Origin of the sequence: Methanofollis sp. UBA420, from assembly GCF_002498315.1 — an archaeon.
Lineage (GTDB): Archaea > Halobacteriota > Methanomicrobia > Methanomicrobiales > Methanofollaceae > Methanofollis.
The window spans coordinates 721,732-746,377 of record NZ_DAGX01000002.1 but is presented as its reverse complement, the minus strand read 5'-3'; the positions used below and the strand labels follow the sequence as shown (position 1 = coordinate 746,377).

Below are 24,646 nucleotides of genomic sequence, written 5' to 3'. Positions count from 1 at the left end.
GAGCAACCATATCAATTCTACAGGGAAACTGATAAACCTTCCTTCACTGCCTGATATACACCGTAACCCCACCGGCATTATACGCAGGCACAAGGCCCTCTGACGGGAGGGCGATCTGGTAGTGCGAGCGTTCGAGGTCGCCGACGTACAGGTGCGTCACGCCGTATTTCTCCATCAGGGAGAGAGTTCTCGACGGGTCTTCATAGATGGCCTGCACGTCATTTTTCCGCTGCGCGATCTCCGGCCAGTCGTTCCGCCACATCTGTTCGTGGAAGGGCATGCCAAGAACTGCCGGGATGCCGGTGAAGGAGGAGACCCGCGAGTAGTAGGTGTAGTCCCCTTTCACCGCCTCGACGAGGGTGAGGTCTCCCTCCTGCGTCCTGAGCCACGCGATCGCTTCGGCATCGCCGGGGTGCTGCTCCGCGATCCAGGCGGCGCCGTCGAGGGTGTGGGTGCCGCTGCCGTACCCGATGGGGACGGTGAAGGGGATGATGACCAGGACAAGGGCCGCGATCGCCCCGAGGGCCCGCCACTGTGCGGCGGAGACCCTCTCGGGCCTGACCACCCCTGCAAGCCTCTTCCCAGCCGCGACAAGGGTGCCGGTGCCGAGGAGTATCCAGGCGACCGAGTAACACTTGAAGACGGTGTTCATCCTGAAATACGTCTCCCCCATGTTGTCCTGGAGGTAGACGAACTCGCAGACGATGACGATGACGAGGCCCGCGGCGCAGAGGAATGCCTCCGGGGAGACCTTGCGCCGGGCAAGGAGCACAGCAAGAGGCAGGGCGGCGATCCCTGCCGCGAGGTAGCCCGCGAGGGCGAAGGGGACGGGCACCAGGAGGAGGGCCGGCATCCGCCTGATCTCAGGCAGGAGGAGTGCGATGAGGACGGCGAGGAAAAAGCCGTGGACGAAGAGGAACTGGACCGGGTCCGACGGTGCGGTGACGAAACCCGGCCCCTTGACACCGGCGCCGTTGAGCATGAGATAGTACGGCGCATAGAGGGCGATCCCGAGGGGCGGGACCGCCAGCAGGTAGCGCAGGTCGCCGTGCCGCCGCCAGATCAGGAGACCGACGGCGACGATGACGGGAGCGTACAGGAGAACGTCCCAGGAATTGATCGCGGGCATCGAGCCGAGGGCGAGAGCCGAGAGGCCGACGACCGTCCACCGCGCCCTCTCCCCTGACTCCTCCCAGCGGCAGAGAGCGTACGCGATCAGGAAGATGAGGAGGAACTGGACGGCGATCCCGGAGACATGGGGGTGGAGGTCGCCCCAGACGAAAGAGAAGAAAGTGTACTCGTTGATCGTCCCGTCGATGACGCGGGTGCTGTTCCAGAGGACCTTTGCCACAGGCGTGCCGATGACGACCTCCCTGATGAACGCCGGGTTCATCAGGAGGAAGATCGCGAGCGGCGCCCAGGGGAGACGCGGGACCAGGAGACGGCCGGTGGCATAGGCCGTCACCGCCGCGGCGCCCGCGATCGTCGGCAGGGCGAGGTTGTACGCCACCGTCGAGGGCACGCCCGCCGTGACCCCGAGGACGCCCGCGATCCAGTAGCCGAGATAGTAGTAGACATCGAGAGTGCCGCCGGCAAACCAGGGGTCGAGGGGCGGCACGACCGGTTCCCGCATCACCGAGGCGAGGAAAGCGTGGTCCATGAACTTCTCGGCAAAGGAGATGGACGGGGTGACGAACCGTGCGGAGAGCATCGCGGCGAAGAAGGCCAGGAATACGGCGTCCCAGATCAGGGCCGACCGCAGGGCTTCCCGCGTGTACTCGCCCCTGTATAGGGCGTAACCCGCGAGGGCGACGAAAGGTGCCAGCGCCGTCTGCACCGGAAGCCCCGCGAGGGCCGCGTACCACGAGACGGCCCCGTAGATGAGGACCGACGCCGGGTATGCGACAGGTGCGGCATACTCGCCGAGCGCCCCGGCAAGGCGGGGCCAGAGGGCGACCTGGAGAAACTTGACCAGCACGAGCCAGGAGAGGACCATGAGGACCTGCGCCTCAGGGCTCACGCAACTCCTCCCGGGAAAGCCCCTCCGAGAAGGAGCGCTTCATCAGGGAGACCGACCAGTCGCCGAAGTAGTAGAGGGACGCGATGCCGCCGACCAGGGTGACGCCGTTTTTGATCAGGTGGTCGATGACCGCGATCACCGTCGCCGTCGCCGGCGCCATGCCCGCGAGTTCGAAGGTGACGGCAAGGGCGAACTCGTAGGTGCCGACGCCGCCGGGCGTGATCGGGACGGCCTTCACCAGGTTGCCGACGACCACCGCAAGGACGATGATCGGGAAAGGTATCCACTCCCCGAACATCAGGACGACGATGGCGCAGACCGCGATGTCCACGAGCCAGATCGCGATGGACGAGGCCCCCAGGACCAGGACGGCCTGCAGGTTGAGGGAGGCCGCCCTGATCTCCGCGAGCATCCGGTAGACGACGGCCAGGATGCGGTTCTCCGAGTGCCGGTCGCCCACGAACCAGAGGAAGAGGGCGAAGGCGATCCCCCCGATGATCGGGACGGCGATCAGGGGCAGGAACCAGTCGGGCACGTCGAGGACGAAGGGCAGGGCGATCAGGCCGAGGACAGCGACGGTCACGACATCGAAGACCCGCTCGACGACGATCGACGAGAATCCCTGGGAATAGGTGGCCAGCCTCTCGTGCTTCAGGATGAAGAGACGCACAAGGTCGCCGAGGCGTGCCGGCACGATCAGGTTCGCCGTCTGGGAGAGGAAGATGCAGGCCGTCGAGAAGATGAGGCCCACCCTGACGGTGAGCCCCCCCAGGACCGCCCGGTACCGCCAGCCCCGCAGGAACCAGGCGGCCGTGCAGACGACGACGGCCGCCGCAAGGTACAGCGGGTCGGCGCTGGCGATTGTCATCACAAGGTCGTCCCAGACCCGCCAGAGCATGTACGCCAGGATTCCGACCGCGATGACAGTCGGGATAACGACCGCACTAATTTTTCGCCACATGAATCTGCCACCAGAGCCCGAGGATCTGCGAGCCCATCGAGAAGACGTCCTTGAACCGGACGGTCGTCCCTGGCCCCTGCCGCCAGACCACAGGGAACTCTCTCACCACATAGCCTTTGCGCTGCCCCCGCACGAGCACCTCGGTGTCCCAGAACCAGTGCGGCGCCTGCACCTCGGGGACGAGGGCGAGGATCGTCTCCCGCCTGAAGGCCTTGAAGCCGCACTGGTGGTCGTGGAGGCGGCTCCCGAGGATCGTCCTCACCAGGAAGTTGTAGCCCCTGCTTGCGACCTCCCTGCCGCCGCTCCTGACGATGTCCGAGTCGGGCATCAGGCGCGACCCCGTCGCGATGTCCGCACCCGACCTGATCGCCCCGACAAGTTCGGGGAGATGGGCAAGGTCGGTCGCCAGGTCCACGTCATAGTAGCAGACGACCTCGTAGCGTGCGGCCTCGATCGCGCGGTTCAGCGCTCTTCCCCGGCCGAGACGTTCGTCGGCATGGAGGAGGCGGACCCTCGGGTCCTTCTCGTGCCATGCCCGCACGAACTCCGCACTCCCGTCCGTGCTCCCGTCCTCCGCGACGATCACCTCGAAGGCGTCGGTGATCGCCGCGAGTGCGGCGACCGACTCCGGGATAGCCCGTTCAAGAGCAGGTCTGTCATTGAAGACCGGCAGGATCACCGAGACCCCGTCCTCAGCCACGGAGCGCCCCCGTCATCTTCCGGGCGACCTCCTGCCCGGCGATGATCGACCCCTCCATCGAACGCTCCGGGTAGTTGGGCTTCGAGAACATCCCGGCAAGGTAGAGGCCGTGCTCCTCGTACGCCGGGATCTGGTCGGCGAAACCCGTCGTGTAGACCGGGCCGGCGAAACGCTCCACCGCAAGTTCGCTCCAGTGAACCGCGCTCTCCGGCACCGAGAACCGGCGGCGGAAGTCGGCGAGCATCGTCTCCTTCAGGCCTGGCGCCGGCCTGTCGCTGAAGTACGAGGCCAGGTAGACGATATCCTCGCCGTAACGCTCGCGCGGCGCGAAGTTCGTGTGCATGACGACGGCGCCGTACGGCGCCTGGTCCTTCATGTTCAGCCAGTAGATACCCTTCGAGACGTCGCGGTCGAGACCGATGGTCATGCAGGCCGCCCCCTGGTACGGCACGGGAGAGAACTCCCCGATCCCGCTGAGGCGTGCGACCTCCTGCGGCGGTATGGTGGCGAGCACGGCATCGAAGGCCCGATCATTGACGAGCCATTTCTCCCCCTCGCGTCTGATCGAGGTTGCGGGCGTCCCTTTCTCGATCGTGCACCCCTTTGTGAGGAGCCTCTCTTCCATCCCGTCGATGACCTGGTGCCACCCGCCCTTCAGGTACCCGAGCCTCTCCCCCTCGACGCCGCGGTCAGACCGGATCGCAATGCGGGAGATGAGCCACGCCGCCGAGACCTCGTGCCGCCTCTCCCCGAACTTGCTCCGCAGCAGGGGCTCGAAGAAGGAGGTGTAGACCCGGTCGCCCAGGTGCTCCCTGATGTAGTCGACCGCGGGGACCGCGTCCAGAGGTCCCAGGTCGAGGTGCTTTGCCCTGAGAGTGAGCATGCCCAGGCGGAATTTATCGAAAAAGGAGAGGTGGGGATAGCGGAGGATCTCCATCGGGGAGGTCAGGGGATGGATCTTTCCGTCCACGTAGTAGCCTGTCGAGCCCTTCAGCCATTCGAGCCTCTCGTAGAGGCCGAGGTCGCGGAGGAGGGCGAAAAGGTGCTCGTCCCCGGCAAAACAGTGATGATAATATTCTTCGACCCAGGAGTCCCCGCGGTGATATGAAGCGAGGCAGCCGCCGAGGACCGGTCTTTTTTCAAGGATCGTGACCTCAGATATATCAGAGAGGGAGAGGGCGGCGACAAGGCCTGATAGGCCCCCTCCGAGAATACAAATATCCATAATCTGCAATACTGTGTATCATCGAAAGCGCATAAGAAAGTTTTTGAACTCATGGGAGAACTTTACTATTAGCTAGATACCAGCAATAGTGTCCTTATACTTATGGAGCCGACTGGATGGTGTAACTGAATGAGGGTATTTTTCATAGGATTCGGTCAGGCTGGCGGGAAGGTCGTTGACATGTTTATCGAGCAGGACAGAGTGTCCGGCTCGAATAACTTCAGGGGCATCGTCGTCAACACCGCACGCACCGACCTGATGGGGCTAAAGCATATCGAACTTAAAGATCGGATTCTCATCGGCCAGACAGTGGTCAAGGGGCACGGCGTGGGTACCGACAACGTCACCGGCGCCCGGATCGCCGCGGACGAGATCGACTCGGTCATCAATGCGATCGACACGCGCGGCACCCATGACGTCGACGCCTTTGTCATCGTCGCCGGCCTCGGCGGAGGGACCGGATCGGGCGGCTCCCCTGTGCTCGCCCGGCACCTGAAGAGGATCTACCGTGAACCTGTCTACGCGCTCGGTCTCATCCCCGCGCCGGAAGAGGGCAGGCTGTACACCTACAACGCGGCACGCAGCCTCTCCACTCTTGTCAACGAGGCCGACAACGTCTTCGTCTTCGACAATGCCGCCTGGAAGAACGAGGGGGAGAGCGTCAAGACCGCCTACTCCCGTCTGAACGACGAGATCGTCAGGCGTTTCGGCGTCCTCTTCCGTGCCGGCGAGGTCGGCAAGGCCGGCGTCGGCGAGATGGTCGTCGATTCGTCCGAAGTGATCAACACCCTCCGCGGCGGCGGGATCACGAGTGTCGGCTATGCCGTCACCGAGGTCGTGAGCGAGCGGACGAAGCAGAAGAAAGGGTTCTTCGGGGGCCTGCGTGACACGCTCTCGAAGAAGGAGCAGGTCGAGGAAGTGCTGACCGGCGAGGACAAATCTGCAAAGATCATCGCCCTCGTCCGCCGGGCCATGCTCGGGCGTCTGACCCTCCCCTGCGACTACTCGACCGCGGAGCGTGCGCTTGTTCTCGTCGCCGGCAACTCGGCCGAGATGGACCGGAAAGGTGTCGAGAAGGCGAAGAGCTGGGTCGAGGAGAACATCGCCGGTGTCGAGGTCCGCGGCGGCGACTACCCGGTCGCCAGCAACTATGTCGCGGCCGTGGTCGTCCTTGCGACCATCGGCGAGGCCCCGCGGGTCCGCGAGCTCTTTGAAATTGCAAAGCAGACGAAAGAGGATGTTATCCAGTCGAAGAAGCGCTCTTCGATGTTCGATGACTCCGATGTCGATCCGTTGTTTGAGTGAGGACTATGAGGACGATAACAAAGGTATTGATCGGGCTTCTCATTGCCGCCTGTCTGGTCCAGGCGGCGGCTGCATCGTCAAGTTACACGGTTTCAGGAAATCCGACGGTCAGTCCGTCATCGGGAGATCTCACTCCCGGCGAGAAAGTGACCGTCTCCATGAAGATAACGCCGAAGGAGACCGCCGACAAGTACGAAGACGATCTGCTGGAGTTCTACTCCGACCTTGACAACATCAAGTGGACGTACTATGTCTCGGTCGATGGCAAGGATATGTCGGGCGGCAAACCGACTGTCTCTTCCAGCCGCAATCTCCGGCTCAGCGTCTGGCTCCTCGACTATAAGGGCGACGAGGCCCTTATCGTCGACTTCGAGGGGACCGTCCCGAAGGTGACGAGCACCCAGGAGAAGATCATCACCAGGTACAGGCAGGTCGATGCCGATTACAAGGTCAGGGATGGCACCGAGTACGTGATCAAGCGGACGGTCGTGAACCCGCAGGACGTCCAGGCGAACATCGGCACGGCAAAGACCCGCATGAACACACTGAAGGCCGGTATCGACGAGAAACTTGCCATGGGTGTCGACACCTCGGCGGCCCAGACGAAGTACGACGAGGCGAAGATCGCGATCAACCGGGCCGAGGCGACCTCCGACTATGCGGCGGCCCAGAAGGACCTGACCGCCGCACAGGACGCCATGACCGCTGCAGAGACCGCCCTCTCCCAGGCCTGGGCCCAGAAGGCGATCACGGACACCCAGAATACCATCGGCCAGATCGACGGGATCATCACCTACTTCGAGGTGGAGAGAAGGATGGGCACCGACCAGCGGGTGATCAACCTCAAGACCCAGCGCGACCTCGCGGCCCAGTCCCTCTCTGCGGCGAACGAGAAGATGAACGCGAAGGACTATAACTCTGCCAGGATCAAGGCGACAGAGGCCTACCAGAAGGCGAACTCCACCCTCACCATGGGGACGCAGGTCCGCCAGGAGGTTGGCGAGGGCTTCTCCTTCAACTTCGGGAACCTCCCGCTCTATATCGGTGCCGGTGTCCTGATCGTCCTCATCGTCGCCGGTGTGCTCCACTTCAGGGGCCGGAGAAAGTGGGACGAACTGGGATAAACCATAATTTACCATCAGTCGGCCAGGGAGACTTCGTCTCTCTATTCTTTTTTGCCTGTTTCTCTTTCTCTTGCGGTTCTGTGTTTTCGATTGCTGCCATCAGGATAAGGCCCGGTAAGAGCGAACACGAGATCCCGGGGAGGGAGGTAATTCCCTGCCCCCTCTCGACGAAAAAAAAGGCTTTGTAGAATTCAACATGCAACCACTTCATTGCCGCCCCGGCCTATCCTCGACGTGGGGGGTCGGGGAGGGTACAACCCCCCGGTGCGAGAGTACAGGAAAGATTCTACGATGAGGGCGGCACGCCTGATCACCACGCCTTCCCACACCTTTGCGCCGGGGGACTATACCGCCGGACCCCCGGGATGAAGATAGAGCGGGGAAGGCAGAGAGCCGGATCGTTCAGAAGGTCTTTCAGTCCTCTGTGTATCGGTGCCAGGGGGGTTCGATGTGGTTAAATCCTTATTCATATCTATTGAGCCAATCTTCTGGATCATTTTCATAGTAAACCCTCCTGTTCAGGGTGATGTCGTCCCCTCGAATTTCCTTGAGTGAGTGTGGACCCCCCGCCTTCCCCTCCATCTGAACCGGGGGCTATCGCCCCCAGACCCCCATTTGGGATAGGACCGGGAAGAGCGAACGGGATATCCAGAGGAGGGAGATTGCCGTATCACCACCTATCCTGAGCGGGGACGACCGAAGGGAGTCGAGAAAATCTGTGATTTTCGAGGGACGACCGAAGGGAGTCGATTGTCCGGGGGCGGAGTCCCCCGGGCCAGGCACTCCAGAACAGGATTTCTACAGAGCCGAAAAAAAAGGATTCAGGCCGATGTCACGTTTCTCGTAAAGACATCGAGCTTCATGTTCCCCATCTTCCCGTCACGGAGGAAGTAATACTGGAGGAGACGGTCCTTGTTGTCGTACCACGAGAACCAGTAGTTGAGGTTGTAGGTCTTTTTCTCAAAGCCCGGGAGAGAATCATAACTGTCCTGGTCCGAGGCGATGACCACGTCGAACTTCCCGTCCCTGAAATTGCTCTCTTCGATCTTCCGCCCGTAATAACTCAACTTCTCTGCCCTCTCACCGCGGTAGTACCACGGCAGCGGCCAGTAGCGGTCGGAGGCGATCGCCGTCGCGTTCGAGGCGTCGATCAGGGCCATTACCTCCCGCATGTCCTCGGAGTTCTGGACCTGCACGATCGGTTCGTTCACGTCGGCCGGGACATAGGCGACATGCCAGAGGGCGAGCACCAGGAAGATGCTCGACACCACGGCGATGACCGCCTTCTTCTTCGTCATCGCGTAGGTTGCGACGAAGATGAGGGGCAGGAGCTGGTGGACGATGAGCCAGGGCACTTTCTCGCCGATATAGGCATAGGCCACAAGCGAGAGGACCATCCAGACGATACAGAACCTGAAGAACTCTTCCTTCTTGTCGAAGGGGGGATCGGCGGCTACGGGCACGGGCACGTGGCCGTTGACCTGCGCAAGGGACGTCTCGACGACCTCGTGCAGGCTCTGGACCGCCGTCTCCGCCTTCTTTCGCCCCTTCTGGATGAACTGGGCCGTGCCCACAATGGCAAGGGCGAAGATCGGCAGCTCGTACAGCAGGAAGAAGATGATGTAGAAGAAGAACGGGCCGCCGAGCCTTTCCTGTTCGTGCATCGCCCACCAGTGACCGATGGCGTCGGGCACCCAGGTGAGCACCCGCTCCGGGTTGGCGCCGAAGGACGAGTAGAGGACGGCGATCACCCCGCCCATCACCAGGACGCCGAGGACGAAGTCGCGTATCCACCGCTTCGGGAGCTTCACCTTCTGTGTCCAGAGGAGGTACAGGATGTACGCCGCAAAGATGCCGAGCACGATCGGCATGTTCTCCTTGGACGATATGCCGAGGCCCGCCGCAAGCCCTGCAAGGACGGCGTACCGCACCTGCCCCCGTTCGAAGTAGAGGATCAGGGCGAGGAGAAGGACGAAGGTCAGGAAGAGAATGAAGATGTCGTTTCGGAGAAACCGTGAGAAGTACACCATGTTCGGCGAGATCGCGAGGAACAGAGCCGCGACCAGCGCCTGCATCCGGTCGAGATATCCCAGGCGGTACAGGGGGTACACCAGGGCCACGACCATGGTGCCGAGAAATGCCGGGACAAGCCTGCCGACAAGGTCGGAGTCGCCGAAGAGGGCGAACATGCCGGCCGTCACATAGTAGAGGAGAGGGCCGTGATACGAGGGGTCATAGATATAGGTGCCCTCGGTCAGGAGTTTGTACGAAAACCACGCGTGGATGGCCTCGTCGTGGTGAAAGAGTTTGAGATCCAGGAATGCGAACCGCAGGACCGCCGCAAGCACGAAGATAAAAAAAAATAGTCTCTCAAAAGAGAGAGATTTCTGGATTCGAATGGCAAATCCGGCGGCTGAAGTGCCGCTCACAGCATCAACTCTCCAGCACGATTTCGATGCCGATATCCTTCGGCACCTGGATACGCATCAGCTGCCTGAGAGCACGCTCGTCGGCGTCGATGTCGATGAGCCGCTTGTGCACGCGCATCTGCCAGCGATCCCAGGTCGCTGTTCCCTCGCCATCAGGGCTCTTCCGGATCGGGACGACAAGCTTCTTGGTGGGCAGAGGGATCGGCCCTGCCAGATTCACGCCTGTCCTCTCAGCGATTTCCCTGATCCTGTCGCAGACCATCTCAACCTTATCGTAGTCCGTCCCTGAAAGGCGTATTCTGGCTTTTTGCATTGACTTCACCCACTGAAGACTTATCTCATCTGCTTTGCCTGGATGTCGATGCACATGCCGGCGGCAATCGTCGATCCCATATCACGGACCGCGAAGCGGCCGAGCTGCGGGATCTCCTTGATCTTCTCAATGACCATCGGGCGGGTCGGGCGGATCTTGACGATCGCCGCATCGCCGGTCTTGAGGAAGGTCGGGTTCTCTTCCTTGACCTGGCCGGTACGCGGGTCGAGCTTCTTCACGAGTTCGGTGAAGGTGCAGGCGACCTGTGCAGTGTGGCAGTGGAAGACCGGGGTGTAACCGACGGTGATCGCGCTCGGGTGGTGGAGAACGACGATCTGTGCGGTGAACTCCTCGGCAACGACCGGCGGGGCCTCGATGGGACCGCAGACGTCGCCACGGCGGATCTCGTTCTTGGAGACGCCACGGACGTTGAAGCCGACGTTGTCACCCGGAAGCGCCTCGAGTTCTTCCTCGTGGTGCATCTCGATGGACTTGATTTCGCCGTTCACGTTTGCCGGCATGAAGGAGACCTTCATACCCTTCTTCATGATGCCGGTCTCGATACGGCCGACAGGCACGGTGCCGACGCCGGAGATCGTGTAGACATCCTGAAGCGGGAGGCGGAGCGGAAGGCTCGTGGGTTTCTCGGGCTCCTTGAGCGCGTTGAGTGCTTCGATGACCGACGGGCCGGTGTACCACGGGGTCTTCTCGTTGCTCTTCGGCTTGATGTTGGTCCCTTCGTACGAGGAGATCGGAATGAACGGAACTTCCGACGGCTTGAAGCCGACCATCTTCAGGAGCTGGGAGAGCTGTTCCTTGACTTCGTTGTAACGCTTCTCATCGTACTTGACGGCGTCCATCTTGTTGATGCCGACGATGAGCTGGTTGATACCGAGGGTCCTCGAAAGGAAGACGTGCTCCTTGGTCTGCTCCATGACACCATCGGGTGCGGCGACGACAAGGAGTGCGGCGTCGGCCTGGGATGCACCGGTGATCATGTTCTTGACGAAGTCACGGTGGCCGGGGCAGTCCACGACGGTGAAGTAGTACTTCTCCGTGTCGAAGCGCTTGTGAGCGATATCGATCGTGATACCGCGGTCACGCTCTTCCTTGAGACTGTCCATGACCCATGCGAACTCAAAGGTACCCTTACCCTTGGTTTCGGCTTCCTTTCTGAATCCCTCAATGATATGAGGCGCTACGGCTCCTGTCTCGAAGAGAATGCGACCGACGGTAGTCGACTTGCCGTGGTCGATGTGCCCGATGACAGCGAGGTTCATGTGTGGTTTTTCGGTTGCCATTGGTTATCCTCCACTCAAATATGGGACTGTTTGCACAGTCGGATTGAAGCGAGTATCATATATTGGGCATCGATCTATATAAACCATTTCGATATCCATCTGCTCTCTGGCCATCGGGGTTTATACTGGAGTATCGACACGCTCAAATTCCTGATTGTACAAACACTCAGTGTCCTATGAAAACACTGGAGTTCCACCGCGATACTGAAAAAGGCAGGGTAACTGTGACCTGCGCTACGGGAGAGGTTTCCGTTTACAGCCACTGCGCTTACTGCAAGCACTGTACCGGCGTCCGTGCGGGCAAAAGGGTGCTCCCTGCCCCGCAGCGCGAGATCATGAAGAAGCCCGCGGGGTTCGGAATGGACGAAGAGGTCCTGAACGCCGCGATGCTCTTCAACTCGATAGTGCGGGACGGGGACGCCGTCGCCTGTGAAGACGATGCCGGTTGTGGCTATACGTCTATGTTTCGCCGCTGAATTCCTCTCGTATACCTTTGCGGAAGTCTTCAAAGCCGATCTCGTCGAGCTGGTCGGCGAGGTGCCTTCCGCTCCATGCTTTTCTGAAGATCCAGTAGACGGTTTTGTCGATCACCTTCAGGACATCTTCCTCGGTTTCGACGGTGACAAGTTCCCGGCCTGGCGCCGGGTGCCGGCCGCGCCGCCCGCCGACGGTGACGAGATAGTGGCGGTACTCAGACTTCAGCAGGTCGAAGGGGCAGGACTGGATGCAGATGCCGCACTGGACGCATTTTTCCGGGATCAGTTCGGAGATCCCGTTCTTGATGATGATCGCCTTTTCCTTGCAGTATTCGGCACAGGTCCCGCACCCGGTGCACATCCCCTCCACCCTGAGGGGGCGGATCCGGCCGACGATCCCGATCTCGTTGAGCACCGGGCTCGTGCAGGCGTTCGGGCACCCTGACACGGAGATCCGTACCCTGACCGGCATCTCGCGGCCGAAGACCAGTGCGTCGATCTTCCGGGCAAGGTCGAAGGTCTCGATATTGGAGAACTTGCACTGTGCCGTCCCCGGGCAGGCGATGATATTGACGACTTCGTTGTGCTCGGCGCCAAGGGGCGTCCCGTTCTTTTCGAGATCGCGGGCGATATTGGCAATTTTGGTGGCGTCGACGGCCGGGATCTCCATGGTCTGCCTGGTGGTGAGGTGCACCTCGCCGCTCCCGTATTTTTTGGCGATCCGTGCGATCCCTCTCATCTTTTCGATTGAAAGGACACCTGCAGGGATCCGGATCCTGATCGCACAGAGGTCCGGGTTCCTCTGCGTGATCACCCCGCCCCGTGTATGGACGGTTTTTTCCTGTATCATTTTGTCCGTTATCATCAGGAATAGATGCTGAAGATGAGCATAAAAAGGTGTATGCGCCCTAGATCGCGAGGGCGATAATGGCGGCCGCCCGTACGATCTCGTTCGAGGCGCCGGCGACGTCGCCGTTCACCCCGCCGAAGAGGCGGTACGCGAGGGCGACCAGGAGGGCGGCGACGATCCCGGTCGCGAGGAGGGCCTTCAGGAGGGGGACCGGGCCCGTCAGGAGGACGAGGGGAACGACCGGGAGCAGGGCGAGGCCCGCGAACCAGGGCCGTGCAAAGCCGTGGAGGTAGGCGTGGATGCCCTCGTGGAAGGGTGTGCCGAGGGCGGTGATCCCGGCCATGGCGAGTTTTGCGCAGACCTCGGCGGTCAGGACGGCGAGGGGAATTGAGGCGACGGTGGAGAGGCCCTGAACCGCGAGGAGGGTCGTGAGGATGCCGCAGGCGACGCCCCCCGCGCCGATCTGCCTGTCGGTGAGGGCGGTGACCCTTTTTTCGCGGCTGCCGTGCGCCATCAGGCCGTCGCCGAGGTCGAGGAGGCCGTCGAAGTGGTTTGCCCCGGAGACGATGATCGCCGCGGCGATCGCGGCGGCCGCGGCAAGGCCCGGGTTGCCGGAGAGGAGGAAGGCGACGCCTGCGGCGCACCCGCCGGTGACCCACCCGGCAACGGGGTAGAGCCAGGAGTGGCGGGCGAAGGCGTCGAAGTCTGCGGGCCGTCCGAGCGGGAGGACGGTGCAGAACTGCAGGAGGGCGCGGACGGGTTCGAGAATCATCCTGAATAGATGTGAGGCGTTCCCGGCGATAAGTCCTGCGTCGCCGCACCGCTCTCCGGCCGCGTTCCCGAGGAGACTTTAAAGTCGGACTCGTTCTATACCGTGTATGGCATTTCTCTCCGAAGTCCCCTCTATACAGTTCTCCAGGCCGCTCTTTGCGAGCGTGCTCGGGAACACCGCACTCTCGATGGTGCCCGGCGTCTCCGGGGCCGGGCCGTCTCCCCAGAAAACGGTCTTCACCCCGATCCTGGACGCCGAACTGATCACCACCGGGTCGATCACCTCCCTGCCCCTCAAGCCGAACACCCCGACCGGGTGCCCGACGCCGGCGGTGATCACGCGGTCGATGATGGCCCTCGCCGGCATCGACCCTGTCTTCGTGAATGCCGGGATGTTCAACCCGCCGACCGTGCCCTGCATCGACGTGTACGGCGACGCGGGCGGCGACCCCAGGACGGGCGAGGCCGTGCCGAAGGCGCGGGCCCTCTTTGCCGCGGGCGAGCGGGTCGGCCGTCACCTCTCCCGGTGCGCCGACTTCCTCGTCCTCGGTGAGTGCGTCCCCGGCGGGACGACGACGGCCCTCTGCGTGCTGCGCGCCCTCGGCTACGAGGCGCGGGTGTCGAGCAGTTTCATCGAGAACCCGGTGGGCCTGAAGGAGGAGATCTGCCGGGCGGTGATAGAGAAGGTCGAGGAGGCCGATATCCGTGACTCCCTCGACGTCGTGCGGATCGGCGGCGACCCCATGATGCCGGTGGCCGCCGGTATTGCGAGTACCTATACAGGCACCCTGGTCTTTGGCGGCGGCACCCAGATGCTCGCCGTCGACGCCGTCCTGAAGGGCCTCGGGAAGACGACGGTGCCCATTGCGACGACCGAGTACGTGCGCAGAGACGCCTCGGCGAACGTCGAGGCGATCGCGGACGCGATCGGCGTGAAGGCATACTTCGTCGACCCCGACTTCGGGACCATCGGCGACACCGGCATCGCCCGGTACTGCGAGGGCGAGGTGAAGGAAGGCATGGGTGCCGGCGGCGCCATGTTCCTGGCGCGGCTCATGGGCCACTCCCCTGAAGAGATCAGGTCCGCGATCCTCTCGACCACGATCTCCTTCCGCTGAAAAATGATATACCCTGACATCTCCATACCTTTTTGATGCTTCCCATTTTTGTCGTGAACAACCATGGGCAATTCAACCACCTCATCCACCGCAAACTGCGGGACCTGGAGATAGAGGTGGCGATGGTCCCGAACACCACCTCTCCGGCCGAGGTCGAGAAGGGGTGCAGGGGGATCATTCTCGGCGGCGGGCCCACGCTCGAACGCGCCGGCAACGCTGCTGCGTACCTGGACCTCGGACTGCCGGTGCTCGGCATCTGCCTCGGTCTCCATATCATCGCGACGGCACGCGGCGGCATCGTCGGGCCGGGCGCCCACGGGGGCTACGGCGGCGTCGCCGTCGACATCGCCGGGAAGAGCGAGATCCTGGCGGGCTACCCGGACCAGATCCATGTCTGGGCCTCGCACGCGGACGAGGTGAAGCAGGTCCCGGAGGGCTTCACGGTCTATGCCCGGTCAGACATCTGCCCTGTCGAGGCGATGGGGTCAGAGAAGGACCGCATCTACGGGGTCCAGTGGCACCCCGAGGTGAGTCACACCGAGAACGGCGACCTGGTCTTCCGCAACTTCGAGAGGATATGCGGGGAGTAGACGACCTCGCCGACGAGGTCATGAAGATCGGGTTCTCCTGCACGCGGTGCGGCGCCTGTTGCACCGAGGTCTCCGGGGACTCGAACCTCGTCATCGTCTCGCCGCCTGAGGTGCGGGCGGTCGCGGGTGCGGCAGGCATCCCTGCCGACGAGGTCGCGGACCCTTTCCCCGAGTTCCTGGACGGCGAGGACGGCCGGCGTTTCACCTTCGACTGGTGCCTGCGGCGCGAGGGCGGACGCTGCCGCTTTCTCGGCGAGGGGAGGTGCCGGGTGTACGCCGCCCGTCCCTGGATCTGCCGGACCTACCCTTTTATGCTCGACGGGGACCGACTGATCGTCTCCGAGTGCCCGGGCCTCGGGCGGCCGATCGGTCGGGAGGCGGCTATCGCCCTCGCCCGGGATCTGCTTGAACGGCAGAAGGCCGAGGTCAGGGAGGAAGCAGGGATCAGGGCGGTCATGGGGGCCGTGCCTGTCCCTTCAGGAAGTGTTGCGGTGATTGACAGCGAAGGAGTGTGGGTCGTTCATGGGTGAGATCAAACTCGTCGGAACGGCGCATGTATCGGAGAAGAGCGTTGAGGAGGTGCGGGCGGCGATCGAGGAGTTCGCGCCCGACATCGTCGGGGTCGAACTCGATCCCGGGAGGTACTCGGCTCTCAGGAAGGAGCAGGCGCCGCCGAAGGTGGAGGAGGTCCTGAAGGCCGGGAACTTCTCGCAGATCCTCTTCCAGTGGACTCTGGCCTACCTCCAGCGCAAGATCGGGATGGACGTCGGGGTGGAACCGGGCGCGGAGATGGTCGCGGCCATCGAGGAGGTGGAGGGCCGCGGCCTGCCCCTGGCCCTCATCGACCGCGATATCAGGCTGACCCTGGCCAGGTTCTGGCAGGGGATGACCCTCTGGGAGAAGACGAAGATGGTCTACGCTCTGGCGGTCTCTCTCGGCGGTACAGAGGAGCAGGAACTGGACATCGAGGCCCTGAAGAACCAGGACGTCGTCGCCGTGGCTCTGGAGGAGTTCAGGAAGTTCTCGCCGAACGGGGCGCGGGCCCTCATCGACGAGAGGGACGCGTACCTCGCCCGCCGCCTTATCGACCTCTCGCGGCGTTACGACCGGGTGATGGCGGTGATCGGCGCCGGGCACGTGCGGGGTGTGGAGCGCTACCTTGCGGCGCCCGACCTCCTCCCGTCGGACGCGGAACTCACCGCGGCGCCGAAGACGTACCCCTGGGGGAAGATCCTCGGCGGGATCGTCGTCGTGATCTTCGCCCTGCTCATCATCTCGATCGCCTTCTCCGGCGTCGGGACCAGCGTGCTCGTCTGGGCGGTCCTGTACTGGGTGCTCATCAACGGCGTCCTCGCGGCGGCCTTCACCATCGCCGCGGGCGGCCACCCCCTCTCGGCGGCGACGGCCTTTGCGGTGGCGTGGGCGACGTCCCTCAACCCCCTCGTCGCCGCGGGCTGGTTTGCGGCGTTGACGGAGGCGAAGATCAGGAAACCCTCGGCCGCGGACTTCCAGAAGATCATGGACGCCGCGAACTTCTCGGAGATGCGGAAGGTCCCGATCTTCAGGGTGGTGCTCGTCGCCGCCCTCGCCAATGTGGGCTCGACTCTCGGGACGATCGCCTACTTCGCGTTCATCTCCCCGATTCTCGGGATCGACCCGACGGTGATCATCCCGCAGGGTTTCGCAAACTTCGTCGATTGGCTCGGCAGTCTCCTGCCGTTCTAACTTTTTTTTGGACGAACTTGCTATCACTCGCTTCTCCTCATGGGATGGAAGGAGCAGTCGTCTCCCTCACCGAGAGCTTGTGTTCGCCCTTCCCCGGTCCTATCGCAGGTGGGGGTCTGGGGGCGACGAGCGATAGCGAGTTCGAGAATACGGAAAATCGAAGATTTTCCTGTTCGGGCACATCTTCGATGTGCCACGAACCGTAGGTTTTCGAGGTGCGACCGAAGGGAGCATGAGAAGGTCGAAGACCTTCGAGGAGCCCCCGGTGGAAGACTTGGGGAAGGCAGTTGATCGACATCTCGCGCCGGGGGACTACGCCCCCGGCCCCCCGCTCAAGATAGGCGAGGGGATGGAAGGCTCCCTCCCCGGATCTTGTGTTCACCCTTCCCCGGCACTATCATAATTTCGGAGGGTCTGGGGGCGATAGCCCCCGGTCCAGATTGCAGGGAAGGCAGTTGATCGGCATCCCGCACCGTGGTCTTCCCCCGCCGACCGGAAGACTTCCCTCCTCGCCTCCTCCCCCCCACCCGAATCACGCTCTGCGCAAATCTTATCCTATTTCACGGCCTAGTGAGGAGCATGTATCTTGGTCCGAACCTTGGGCTTACCATCATCAGGACGCGTCACTCCATCAGGCAGTACAAGGATGAACCCATCGAGGAGAAGATCATCCAGAACGCCCTGGACTGCGCCCGTCTCGCCCCGACGGCCAGAAACGAGCAGCCGTGGCTCTTCGGCGTGGTCAGGGACAAGGAGACCCTCGCGAAGATCGCCGGTCTCGCCGACCACGGGAAGTTCATCGCCGGTGCCCAGGTCTGCTTCGCGGTCTTCGGCAAGAGGGACGCGAAATATTACCTGGAAGACTGCTCCGCGGCCACCACCCAGCTCATCCTCGGGCTGTGGGCCTATGGCATCGGCTCCTGCTGGGTCGCCGGGGAGAAGAAGGACTATGCCGAGGACGTGCGTGCGCTCCTCGGCGTCCCCGAGGAGTACACCCTCGTCTCCCTCCTCCCGGCCGGGTACCCGAAGGAGTTGACCCTCGCCGAGAAGAAAGACCTGGACGACCTCGTCTTCCGGGAACGCTATTCCGGGAACTGAACCGCCCTCGGGGTTGTTCCCCCCGATCTTTTTTTCCCTGTCGTGTGCCCCGCCTGATTTCCGGGTTTCGTGGCCGCGGAAAACAAGGGTTATTTATCCTGCGCAAATCACCTTTACCTACATGGATAGGGGACTTTCGGGTGGCCCGACGCAGGACGAGGTGGCGGCCGTGGCACTCTGGCACCTCGGGATCGTGCCGGGGTGCGCCGTCGCCGATGTCGGGTGCGGGACCGGGAAGATCGCGGTCGCCGCCGCCCGCACGGCCGGACGGGTGATCGCGATCGACCGCCGCCCCGAGGCGGCCGCCGTCGCACGGCAGTCTGTCGCGGAGGCGGGCGCCGCGAATATCGAGGTGATCTGCGGGGAGGCCGCGGAGGTCCTCCCGGCCGCCGGACCCCTCGGCGCCGCGTTCGTCGGGGGCTCCCGCGACCTTGAAGAGGTGCTCGGCGTCCTCGCCCGCACGGTGCGGGGCCGGATCGTCGTCGACTGCGTCCTCCTGGAGACCCTGGAAAGGGCGGTGAAGGAGATGCAGAGACTCGGCATATTCAGGGAGGCCGTCTCCCTCCAGGTCGCCCGCACCCGCCCCCTCGGCACAGGCCTGATGTTCAGACCGGCAAACCCGGTCTGGCTCGTCATCGGGGAGGTGGCCTGAGTGCTCGTCGGCGTGGGCATCGGCCCCGGCGACCCCGAACTCCTCACCGTCAAGGCGGCACGCCTGATCAGGGAGGCGGACGCCGTCTTCGTGCCGGGCAGGGTGGCGGCGACGATCATCGCCCCGTACCGCACCGACGTCGAGGTCCTCTCCTTCCCGATGACCGACGACGAAGCGTATATCTCCCGGTGCATCGAGGAGAATGCGGAGAGGATCGCCCCCCATGCGCGGGACGGCCTTGCGGTCTTCTGCATCCTCGGCGACCCGAACTTCTACGGCACCTTCTCCCGCCTGACAGAGGTGCTCGAAAGGCGCCACCCCGACGTGGCGTGCTCGACCGTGCCGGGCATCAGCGCCATCACCGCTTTCGCCTCGGTCGCGGGCGTCCATGTCGCCGGCGGCATCGGGGTGAGCGACGGATCCGAGGAGGAGGCGCGTCTCCTCCTGAAGGTGAAGAGGCCGCAGGAGACGGCCGCCCGTCTCCGCACCGAGGGCTTCGACGACTTCGTGCTGGTCGAGAAGATGTACATGGACGGCCAGCAGGTCGTCAAGAACGACGCCCTCCCGGAGGAGAGCAGTTATTTCAGCGTGCTGTTTGCGAGGAAGAAGAGATGACGAAGACAGTGTATTTTGTCGGCGCAGGGCCGGGCGACCCCGACCTGATCACGGTGAAGGGCAACGCCCTCCTGATGCGGGCCGACGTGCTCATCTATGCGGGGTCGCTCGTGAACCCGGCGCTCGTCGCCAGGTCGCCGGCCCCGGAGAAGTACGACTCCTGGGGCATGAAGCTCCCGGAGATGGTCGGGATCATGCAGGAGGCCGCCGACGCGGGGAAGTGCGTCGTCAGGCTCCACTCGGGCGACCCCGCGCTGTACGGCGCGATCGTCGAGCAGATCGCGGACCTGGAAAAGGCCGGGATCGAGGTCGAGGTCGTCCCCGGCGTCTCGTCGATGTTCGGGGCGGCCGCCGCCCTGAAGACCCAGTTCACCCTCCGGGGCGTCTCAGAGTCGGTGATCGTCACGCGGCCCGCGGGCGCGACCCTGGAGAGCGACCAGATCGCCGAGTTCGCACGGACCGGGGCGACGCTGGTCGTCTTCCTGGGGACCGAGCACATGGAGGAGGTGCTCGCCAAGGCCGCCTGCCCGCCCGAGACCCCGGCGGCCGTCGTGTACCACGCCACCTGGCCAGACCAGATCGTGGTGCGGGGGACGGTCGCCGACATCGCGGCGAAGGCGCGGGCCGCCGGGATCGAGCGTTCGGCCCTGATCATCATCGGCGGCGTCGTCGACGCCACCAGGTCGGCCTACACCAACTCGGACCTCTACGGATGACGACGGCGGTCATCGCGCTGGAGCGCTTCGAGGACGAGGCGCGGCGGCTTGCGGCGGCGATCGAGGGAGAGTTCCTCCCGTACGCCCCCGACGTCTTCGAGCGGGCCTTCGCCGGCTTTGACCGGATCGTCGCCCTGATGTCGGCCGGGATCGCGGTGCGCAAGTGCGCACCCCTCCTGGTCACCAAGTGGCAGGACCCGGCGGTCGTCGTCGTGAGCCCCGACCTCCGCTTTGCGGTCCCGGTCCTCGGCGGCCACCACGGGGCGAACGACCTCGCCCGCGAGATCGGGGCGGCGATCGGCGCCGTGCCCGTCATCTCGACGGCGACCGAGGCCCTGGGCCGCCCCTGCGTCGAGGGCGTGGCGGCCGCGACCGGCACCGTCATCGCGAACCCCCCTTCCACCCTGCCGGTGAACGCCGCCATGCTCGACGGCGACGTGCCCGTCTATACGGTCGGCGGCCCGGCGATCGTCGTCGCCTCCTCCGCCGTCTCGGTGCTGGTGCGGGGCGGTGAGTACGTCGTCGGCGTCGGGTGCAGGCGGGGCGTGCCGGCGGCCGCGGTCGAGGCGGCGATACGCTCGGCCCTTGCGGAGGCCGGGGTCGGGCAGGATGAGGTGCTCGTGTACGCCACGACCGAAAAGAAACGCGACGAACCGGGACTGCGGGACGGCGTCGCCGCTCTCGGCGGCGTCCTCCTCTGTCTCCCGGACCGGACGCTCAACGCCCTGACGCCCCCCTCGCCCTCGCGGGCCGGGCTCATCGGGCTTGTCGGGGTCGCCGAACCCGCCGTGCTCGCACTCGCACGCCGGGGCGAACTGGTGCTGAAAAAACATGTCTATGGGGATGTGACCGTTGCAATCGGACGATAAAACAGGAAAACTCTCCGTCGTGGGCATCGGCCCCGGCGGTATGGCGCAGATGACAGGCAGGGCCGTGGAGGCGATCAGGGAGGCGGAGTACGTCGTCGGGAACGCCTTCTATCTGGACCAGATCGCCCCCCTCCTGCCGGGAAAGCAGGTGGTCAGGAGTTCGATGGGCCGCGAGGTCGACAGGGCGAAGGCGTGCATCGACCTCGCCCGCGACCACCGGGTCGTCATGGTGAGCGGCGGCGACCCCGGCATCTACGGGATGGCGAGCATCGTCCTCGAGGTGCTGGACCGCGCCGGGGAGACGGTGGACTGGGAGGTCGTGCCGGGCGTCACGGCGTCCTGCGCCGGCGCCTCCCTCCTCGGGTCGCCCCTCTCCGGCGACCATGTCACCCTCTCCCTCTCCGACCTGCTCACCCCCTGGGAGGAGATCGAGCACCGCCTCGACCTCGCCTTCCAGATGGGCGTGCCGGTCGTGCTCTACAACCCGAAGAGCCACGGACGGCCGGAGAACCTGGGCCGCGCCCTTGCGATCGCCGCCCGCCACCTCCCGCCCGAGACGCCGGTGGGCCTGGTGCGGAACGCCTACCGGGACGGCCAGGAGACAGGGGTCACGACCCTCGGTGCCCTTTCCGAGGACGACGGCGCGGTGGACATGCGCACGGTCGTCTTCATCGGCGGGAAGGAGACCTTTGCGATGAAGGACGGCGGCATGCTGACGCCGCGGGGGTATGGGAGGAAGTATGTATATTGACCCGGGGGCAGACACGCCCGAAGGCTACACGATCTCGAAGACGAGCCGCGCCCTCGCCAGACAGGTGATCGGCGATCGGACGCCTGAGGACAGGATCAGGCAGAGGTGCGCGATCTCGGTCGGCGACTTCGTGATGGCCGACCTGGTGCGGTTCAGGGGCGACGCCATCTCTGCCGGGCTTGCGGCCCTCGCCCGCGGCGCCCCGATCGTCACCGACATCCACATGGTGCAGATGGGGATCCGGAAGAAGGAGCACTCGTCCGAGGTGCTCTGCGCCCTGGACTTCGGCCGGGAGATCTCCGCGGAGCGGGGGATCACCCGTTCCTCGGCCGGCCTCATCGCATTGCGCGACCGCCTGGACGGCGCGATCGTCGTGATCGGCAACGCCCCTTCGTCCCTCCTCTCCCTCTGCACGATGGTGCGGGAGGAGGGCGTGCGGCCGGCCCTGGTCATCGGGATGGCCGTGGGGTTCGTGAATGCCGCGGAGTCGAAGGAGGAACTGCGCACCCTCGACATCCCCTCGATCTCGACGCAGGGGACGCGGGGCGGGACGCCGCCCGCGGTGGCGGCGATGAACGAGATCGTCACGATGTATGTGGAGCAGAAAGGTGGGGAGTGAGAGGGTCGTCGACCCGGTGACGGGGTACGCCTACCCGGACGAGTGGGTCGCGAGGTGCGAGGACCCTGCAACCCGTGCCCTCGCCGCGTCGGGCCTCGGCGTGCTGACTGCCGACGGCCGGGTGCTCAGGCGGGGCTTCACGACCGGGACGACGGCCGCGGCCGCGGCGAAGGCGGCGGTTCTCTCCCTCGGGCGGCCGGTGGACGGGGTCGCCATCACTCTCCCCTGCGGCCTCAGGGTCGCGGTGCCCGCCCGCGGCGAGGGGGGCCGGGGCGAGGCGAGAAAGGACTCGGGCGACTACCCCTCCGACGTCACCGCGGGCCTCCTCTTCGTGGCGACGGCAGAACCGGCCCCCGCGGGCGTCGAGGTCGTCGCCGGCGAGGGTATTGGGAGGTTCGTCCGCGACACCCCCCGGTACCGTGCCGGGGACGCGGCGGTCAGCCAGACGGCCATGGCGTCGATCGAGAGGGCGGTCGACGAGGCCAGGGAGGAGGTCGGCCGTGCCGGCGTGCGTGTCGTCCTCGCCATCCCCGAGGGTGCGGCTGTCGCACAGAAGACCCTCAACCCCCGCATCGGCGTCGAGGGCGGGGTCTCTGTCCTCGGCTCGACCGGCCTGGTGGAGCCCTGGGACGACCACCTCTCAGAGGCGGCCTTCGAGAGGATCCGGGGGGCCGACCGCGTGGTGCTGACGACGGGCCGGATCGGTCTCCGGTACTCCCGCCTCCTCTTCCCCTCCCACGAGGCCGTGCTCGTCGGCGTGAACCTGGGCCGGGCCCTCGACGAGGTGCGGGGCGAGGCGGTGATCTGCGGCCTGCCCGGCCTTGTCCTGAAGTTCATCGACCCCGACGTCCTCACGGGGACCGGGTGCGCCACGGTGGAGGACCTGACCGCGACCCCGGCCTGGCCCCGCGTCCTCGAACGGGCCTTCGCACGCTGCCGCCAGGAGCACCCCGGCGTGCGGGTCGTCGTGGTGGACCGGGCCGGAACGGTCCTGGGGGACTCGGCGTCGACTCCTCCGGCCTGAGGGACGTGTACCTACGCCCTCCTTTTGCTCAGTCTGCTTCATTTCTGAGGTCACAAGGAGTAATTTCTGAGAATAAAAGAATGGATTCCAGATTCCTGTTACTCAGGTTCCTTGGGGTAGTTCTGTCTGTTCACAAGGAGGACATATCCTCCGTCGGCGGTCTGGATCACTGAAACCGGGTCGCCTATCAGTTCGAATGTGGAGTTCAATTCGGTATTCCATTCCTGCAATCCATCGCCCCGGAGTTTCATGATGTGAGGAACGCCGACCTGATCCTGACGTATCAGGTATCGGGATACGGTATGATACGTAACATTGCCGGATACATATCCCCCATCGGTCGTTTTGATAATAGGGAGTTCTGCATTGACTGCTTTCTCTTCCAGCACTTTCCCTTCGTGATCAAATGTAACATCCACGATTTTTCTGACATACCGCCCCTTCTCCAGCGTCACGTTGCTGTAGATGACGCTACATCCGCCTTCGGGTAACTCTCCCATAAATTCTGCGCCTTTTAAAAGGTCTGTTTCGATAAGTGTCGTTTTCCAGAGCAGATCTCCTGTGGCATTCAGCCTGAGTACCCATAGATCATAGTCTGTCCGACCAGCGGGTTCTGTGATGCCGCTCACCAGGTATCCGCCATCCGATGTCTGGATGATGGTCCATGCGTCGTCCTGTCCGTCTGCCCCATAGGTATTTCTCCACTCTTCGGTGAGGTTCCGATCCCTCTTGAGCACCAGGACATCTCCACCGGCCTTCCCGGCGGCGACAAACCCGCCGTCGGCAGTCCCAGTAACCGACCGCAGGACACCGTCGGTCTCCATACCGTCGTCGTCCAGAGGGTTCCCCACCTGATCGAAGAACAGGAGTCTCGAACCGCTTACCGCGACGATGGTGTCTCCCATTGTCCGGGTGAGAGAAGAGATCGGATCCCCTTTATCAGTGACATTCCAGACGAAGGCGCCGTTGCTGTCGACCCTGAAAATCCCATAGGATGAATCACCCCGCCAGGGCCAGACCCTTCCCCCGATGAGATAATCGCCGTCTTCAGTCTGGATGATAGTATCTGCGATATCATCTCCGCCGGTATCGATGACTGTCTGCCACTGCTCTGTCCCCCCGGCGTCGACCTTGAAGACCATGATATCGCGGCTTATCCCATATTCCTGCACAAGGCACCCAGCCGCAAAGACCAGCAGAAAACAGAGACAGAGCACCAGGGTACCGATCTCTCCGTATGTATTTGGTTTCATACTTCCCCTCTCCCTTTTTTCTTTTTCGAAAACTCTGTGATCAAATACCAAAATTCCGATGCTCTCTCTTATTGAGCATCCACACAATATTCTGAAGAAAAAAAGATGATATTAAGGCCGATTTCAATCCCTCACATATTT

At 63.7% G+C, this 24,646-nt stretch carries 25 protein-coding genes; 15 read left to right on the top strand and 10 right to left on the bottom strand.

Annotated elements, in window-relative coordinates:
- Positions 1–43: 43 nt before the first annotated feature.
- Genes BP869_RS03625 through BP869_RS03610 form a run of 4 tightly spaced genes read right to left on the bottom strand, consistent with a single transcriptional unit; the run spans position 44 to position 4,906 of the window.
- Positions 44–2,020 (bottom strand): DUF2298 domain-containing protein, encoded by a 1,977-nt coding sequence (locus BP869_RS03625; RefSeq protein WP_342676972.1) that lies wholly within the window; start codon positions 2,018–2,020, stop codon positions 44–46.
- Complete coding sequence (locus BP869_RS03620; protein WP_342676970.1) at positions 2,010–2,981, bottom strand: lysylphosphatidylglycerol synthase transmembrane domain-containing protein; 972 nt, start codon at positions 2,979–2,981, stop codon at positions 2,010–2,012. Before BP869_RS03620 ends, BP869_RS03625 begins: the two co-directional genes overlap by 11 nt.
- A complete protein-coding gene (locus BP869_RS03615) occupies positions 2,965–3,681 on the bottom strand; it encodes a dolichyl-phosphate beta-glucosyltransferase (RefSeq protein WP_342676968.1) in 717 nt (238 codons plus the stop codon). The genes BP869_RS03620 and BP869_RS03615 overlap by 17 nt, the downstream gene beginning before the upstream one ends.
- Positions 3,674–4,906, bottom strand: coding sequence for an NAD(P)/FAD-dependent oxidoreductase (locus BP869_RS03610; RefSeq protein WP_342676966.1), 1,233 nt, complete (start codon positions 4,904–4,906; stop codon positions 3,674–3,676). The genes BP869_RS03615 and BP869_RS03610 overlap by 8 nt, the downstream gene beginning before the upstream one ends.
- A 129-nt stretch (positions 4,907–5,035) precedes the next feature.
- On the opposite strand from BP869_RS03610, the gene BP869_RS03605 reads away from it, so the two are divergent.
- Together BP869_RS03605 and BP869_RS03600 are read left to right on the top strand one after the other, a co-directional pair.
- On the top strand, positions 5,036–6,211 hold the full coding sequence (locus tag BP869_RS03605; protein ID WP_342676964.1) for a tubulin/FtsZ family protein: 1,176 nt from the start codon (positions 5,036–5,038) through the stop codon (positions 6,209–6,211).
- 5 nt (positions 6,212–6,216) lie between these two features.
- Positions 6,217–7,335 (top strand): hypothetical protein, encoded by a 1,119-nt coding sequence (locus tag BP869_RS03600; RefSeq protein WP_342676962.1) that lies wholly within the window; start codon positions 6,217–6,219, stop codon positions 7,333–7,335.
- A gap of 821 nt (positions 7,336–8,156) precedes the next feature.
- Here the strand turns inward: BP869_RS03600 and BP869_RS03595 are convergent.
- The 3 genes from BP869_RS03595 to tuf are packed head-to-tail and all read right to left on the bottom strand — an operon-like array spanning position 8,157 to position 11,378.
- Entirely contained in the window at positions 8,157–9,764 is a 1,608-nt protein-coding gene (locus tag BP869_RS03595; protein WP_342676960.1) for a flippase activity-associated protein Agl23, read from the bottom strand.
- Between the two features lie 4 nt (positions 9,765–9,768).
- The gene (rpsJ, locus tag BP869_RS03590; RefSeq protein ID WP_067052113.1) at positions 9,769–10,077 is read right to left on the bottom strand and encodes a 30S ribosomal protein S10; all 309 of its coding nucleotides are present in this window, start codon (positions 10,075–10,077) and stop codon (positions 9,769–9,771) included.
- 20 nt (positions 10,078–10,097) lie between these two features.
- A complete protein-coding gene (gene tuf, locus BP869_RS03585) occupies positions 10,098–11,378 on the bottom strand; it encodes a translation elongation factor EF-1 subunit alpha (RefSeq protein WP_067052112.1) in 1,281 nt (426 codons plus the stop codon).
- A 224-nt stretch (positions 11,379–11,602) separates the two neighbouring features.
- Here tuf and BP869_RS03580 point away from each other — a divergent pair, with 224 nt between their 5' ends.
- Positions 11,603–11,854: a hypothetical protein gene (locus BP869_RS03580; RefSeq protein WP_342676957.1), complete on the top strand. Its 252-nt coding sequence runs from the start codon at positions 11,603–11,605 to the stop codon at positions 11,852–11,854.
- Here BP869_RS03580 and BP869_RS03575 read toward each other — a convergent pair.
- Together BP869_RS03575 and cobS are read right to left on the bottom strand one after the other, a co-directional pair.
- On the bottom strand, positions 11,838–12,704 hold the full coding sequence (locus BP869_RS03575; RefSeq protein WP_342676955.1) for a 4Fe-4S binding protein: 867 nt from the start codon (positions 12,702–12,704) through the stop codon (positions 11,838–11,840). The genes BP869_RS03580 and BP869_RS03575 overlap by 17 nt on opposite strands.
- Positions 12,705–12,762: 58 nt before the next feature.
- Positions 12,763–13,476 carry an adenosylcobinamide-GDP ribazoletransferase gene (gene cobS, locus BP869_RS03570; protein WP_342676953.1) on the bottom strand — a complete coding sequence of 238 codons (714 nt, stop codon included), beginning with the start codon at positions 13,474–13,476 and terminating at the stop codon, positions 12,763–12,765.
- Positions 13,477–13,582: 106 nt separating this feature from the next.
- Between cobS and cobT the strand changes: the two genes are divergently transcribed.
- The 12 genes from cobT to BP869_RS03510 all read left to right on the top strand — a co-directional run bounded on the left by cobT (position 13,583) and on the right by BP869_RS03510 (position 23,252).
- On the top strand, positions 13,583–14,593 hold the full coding sequence (gene cobT, locus BP869_RS03565) for a nicotinate mononucleotide-dependent phosphoribosyltransferase CobT (RefSeq protein ID WP_342676951.1): 1,011 nt from the start codon (positions 13,583–13,585) through the stop codon (positions 14,591–14,593).
- A 35-nt stretch (positions 14,594–14,628) separates the two neighbouring features.
- Positions 14,629–15,183, top strand: a complete 555-nt coding sequence (locus BP869_RS03560) for a GMP synthase subunit A (RefSeq protein WP_300165493.1) — start codon at positions 14,629–14,631, stop codon at positions 15,181–15,183.
- Positions 15,171–15,713: a YkgJ family cysteine cluster protein gene (locus tag BP869_RS03555; protein WP_342676948.1), complete on the top strand. Its 543-nt coding sequence runs from the start codon at positions 15,171–15,173 to the stop codon at positions 15,711–15,713. The genes BP869_RS03560 and BP869_RS03555 overlap by 13 nt, the downstream gene beginning before the upstream one ends.
- Positions 15,706–16,908 (top strand): TraB/GumN family protein, encoded by a 1,203-nt coding sequence (locus BP869_RS03550; protein ID WP_342676947.1) that lies wholly within the window; start codon positions 15,706–15,708, stop codon positions 16,906–16,908. Before BP869_RS03555 ends, BP869_RS03550 begins: the two co-directional genes overlap by 8 nt.
- 579 nt (positions 16,909–17,487) lie before the next feature.
- Positions 17,488–18,006: a nitroreductase family protein gene (locus BP869_RS03545; RefSeq protein WP_342676945.1), complete on the top strand. Its 519-nt coding sequence runs from the start codon at positions 17,488–17,490 to the stop codon at positions 18,004–18,006.
- A gap of 121 nt (positions 18,007–18,127) precedes the next feature.
- Positions 18,128–18,658, top strand: coding sequence for a methyltransferase domain-containing protein (locus tag BP869_RS03540; protein ID WP_342676943.1), 531 nt, complete (start codon positions 18,128–18,130; stop codon positions 18,656–18,658).
- A complete protein-coding gene (locus BP869_RS03535) occupies positions 18,659–19,273 on the top strand; it encodes a cobalt-factor II C(20)-methyltransferase (RefSeq protein ID WP_342676941.1) in 615 nt (204 codons plus the stop codon).
- Entirely contained in the window at positions 19,270–19,989 is a 720-nt protein-coding gene (gene cobM / locus BP869_RS03530; protein ID WP_067052075.1) for a precorrin-4 C(11)-methyltransferase, read from the top strand. The genes BP869_RS03535 and cobM overlap by 4 nt, the downstream gene beginning before the upstream one ends.
- Complete coding sequence (gene cbiG, locus BP869_RS03525; protein WP_342676939.1) at positions 19,986–20,858, top strand: cobalt-precorrin 5A hydrolase; 873 nt, start codon at positions 19,986–19,988, stop codon at positions 20,856–20,858. Before cobM ends, cbiG begins: the two co-directional genes overlap by 4 nt.
- Entirely contained in the window at positions 20,842–21,609 is a 768-nt protein-coding gene (gene cobJ / locus BP869_RS03520; RefSeq protein ID WP_342676937.1) for a precorrin-3B C(17)-methyltransferase, read from the top strand. The genes cbiG and cobJ overlap by 17 nt, the downstream gene beginning before the upstream one ends.
- Positions 21,599–22,228, top strand: coding sequence for a precorrin-8X methylmutase (locus BP869_RS03515; protein WP_342676935.1), 630 nt, complete (start codon positions 21,599–21,601; stop codon positions 22,226–22,228). Before cobJ ends, BP869_RS03515 begins: the two co-directional genes overlap by 11 nt.
- Positions 22,218–23,252, top strand: a complete 1,035-nt coding sequence (locus BP869_RS03510; protein WP_342676934.1) for a cobalt-precorrin-5B (C(1))-methyltransferase — start codon at positions 22,218–22,220, stop codon at positions 23,250–23,252. The genes BP869_RS03515 and BP869_RS03510 overlap by 11 nt, the downstream gene beginning before the upstream one ends.
- Before the next feature lie 98 nt (positions 23,253–23,350).
- Here the strand turns inward: BP869_RS03510 and BP869_RS03505 are convergent, their stop codons facing one another.
- Positions 23,351–24,556 carry a hypothetical protein gene (locus tag BP869_RS03505; protein ID WP_342676932.1) on the bottom strand — a complete coding sequence of 402 codons (1,206 nt, stop codon included), beginning with the start codon at positions 24,554–24,556 and terminating at the stop codon, positions 23,351–23,353.
- Between the last annotated feature and the right edge of the window lie 90 nt (positions 24,557–24,646).

Excerpts from the sequence above, each read along its gene's own strand:
- BP869_RS03620 (WP_342676970.1), bottom strand. The coding sequence starts at position 2,981 with ATGTGGCGAAAAATTAGTGCGGTCGTTATCCCGACTGTCATCGCGGTC.
- BP869_RS03610 (WP_342676966.1), bottom strand. The coding sequence starts at position 4,906 with ATGGATATTTGTATTCTCGGAGGGGGCCTATCAGGCCTTGTCGCCGCC.
- BP869_RS03605 (WP_342676964.1), top strand. The coding sequence starts at position 5,036 with ATGAGGGTATTTTTCATAGGATTCGGTCAGGCTGGCGGGAAGGTCGTT.
- BP869_RS03600 (WP_342676962.1), top strand. The coding sequence starts at position 6,217 with ATGAGGACGATAACAAAGGTATTGATCGGGCTTCTCATTGCCGCCTGT.
- rpsJ (WP_067052113.1), bottom strand. The coding sequence starts at position 10,077 with ATGCAAAAAGCCAGAATACGCCTTTCAGGGACGGACTACGATAAGGTT.
- tuf (WP_067052112.1), bottom strand. The coding sequence starts at position 11,378 with ATGGCAACCGAAAAACCACACATGAACCTCGCTGTCATCGGGCACATC.
- BP869_RS03575 (WP_342676955.1), bottom strand. The coding sequence starts at position 12,704 with ATGATACAGGAAAAAACCGTCCATACACGGGGCGGGGTGATCACGCAG.
- cobS (WP_342676953.1), bottom strand. The coding sequence starts at position 13,476 with ATGATTCTCGAACCCGTCCGCGCCCTCCTGCAGTTCTGCACCGTCCTC.
- cobT (WP_342676951.1), top strand. The coding sequence starts at position 13,583 with ATGGCATTTCTCTCCGAAGTCCCCTCTATACAGTTCTCCAGGCCGCTC.
- BP869_RS03560 (WP_300165493.1), top strand. The coding sequence starts at position 14,629 with ATGCTTCCCATTTTTGTCGTGAACAACCATGGGCAATTCAACCACCTC.
- BP869_RS03555 (WP_342676948.1), top strand. The coding sequence starts at position 15,171 with ATGCGGGGAGTAGACGACCTCGCCGACGAGGTCATGAAGATCGGGTTC.
- BP869_RS03550 (WP_342676947.1), top strand. The coding sequence starts at position 15,706 with ATGGGTGAGATCAAACTCGTCGGAACGGCGCATGTATCGGAGAAGAGC.
- BP869_RS03545 (WP_342676945.1), top strand. The coding sequence starts at position 17,488 with ATGTATCTTGGTCCGAACCTTGGGCTTACCATCATCAGGACGCGTCAC.
- BP869_RS03540 (WP_342676943.1), top strand. The coding sequence starts at position 18,128 with ATGGATAGGGGACTTTCGGGTGGCCCGACGCAGGACGAGGTGGCGGCC.
- cobM (WP_067052075.1), top strand. The coding sequence starts at position 19,270 with ATGACGAAGACAGTGTATTTTGTCGGCGCAGGGCCGGGCGACCCCGAC.
- cbiG (WP_342676939.1), top strand. The coding sequence starts at position 19,986 with ATGACGACGGCGGTCATCGCGCTGGAGCGCTTCGAGGACGAGGCGCGG.
- BP869_RS03515 (WP_342676935.1), top strand. The coding sequence starts at position 21,599 with ATGTATATTGACCCGGGGGCAGACACGCCCGAAGGCTACACGATCTCG.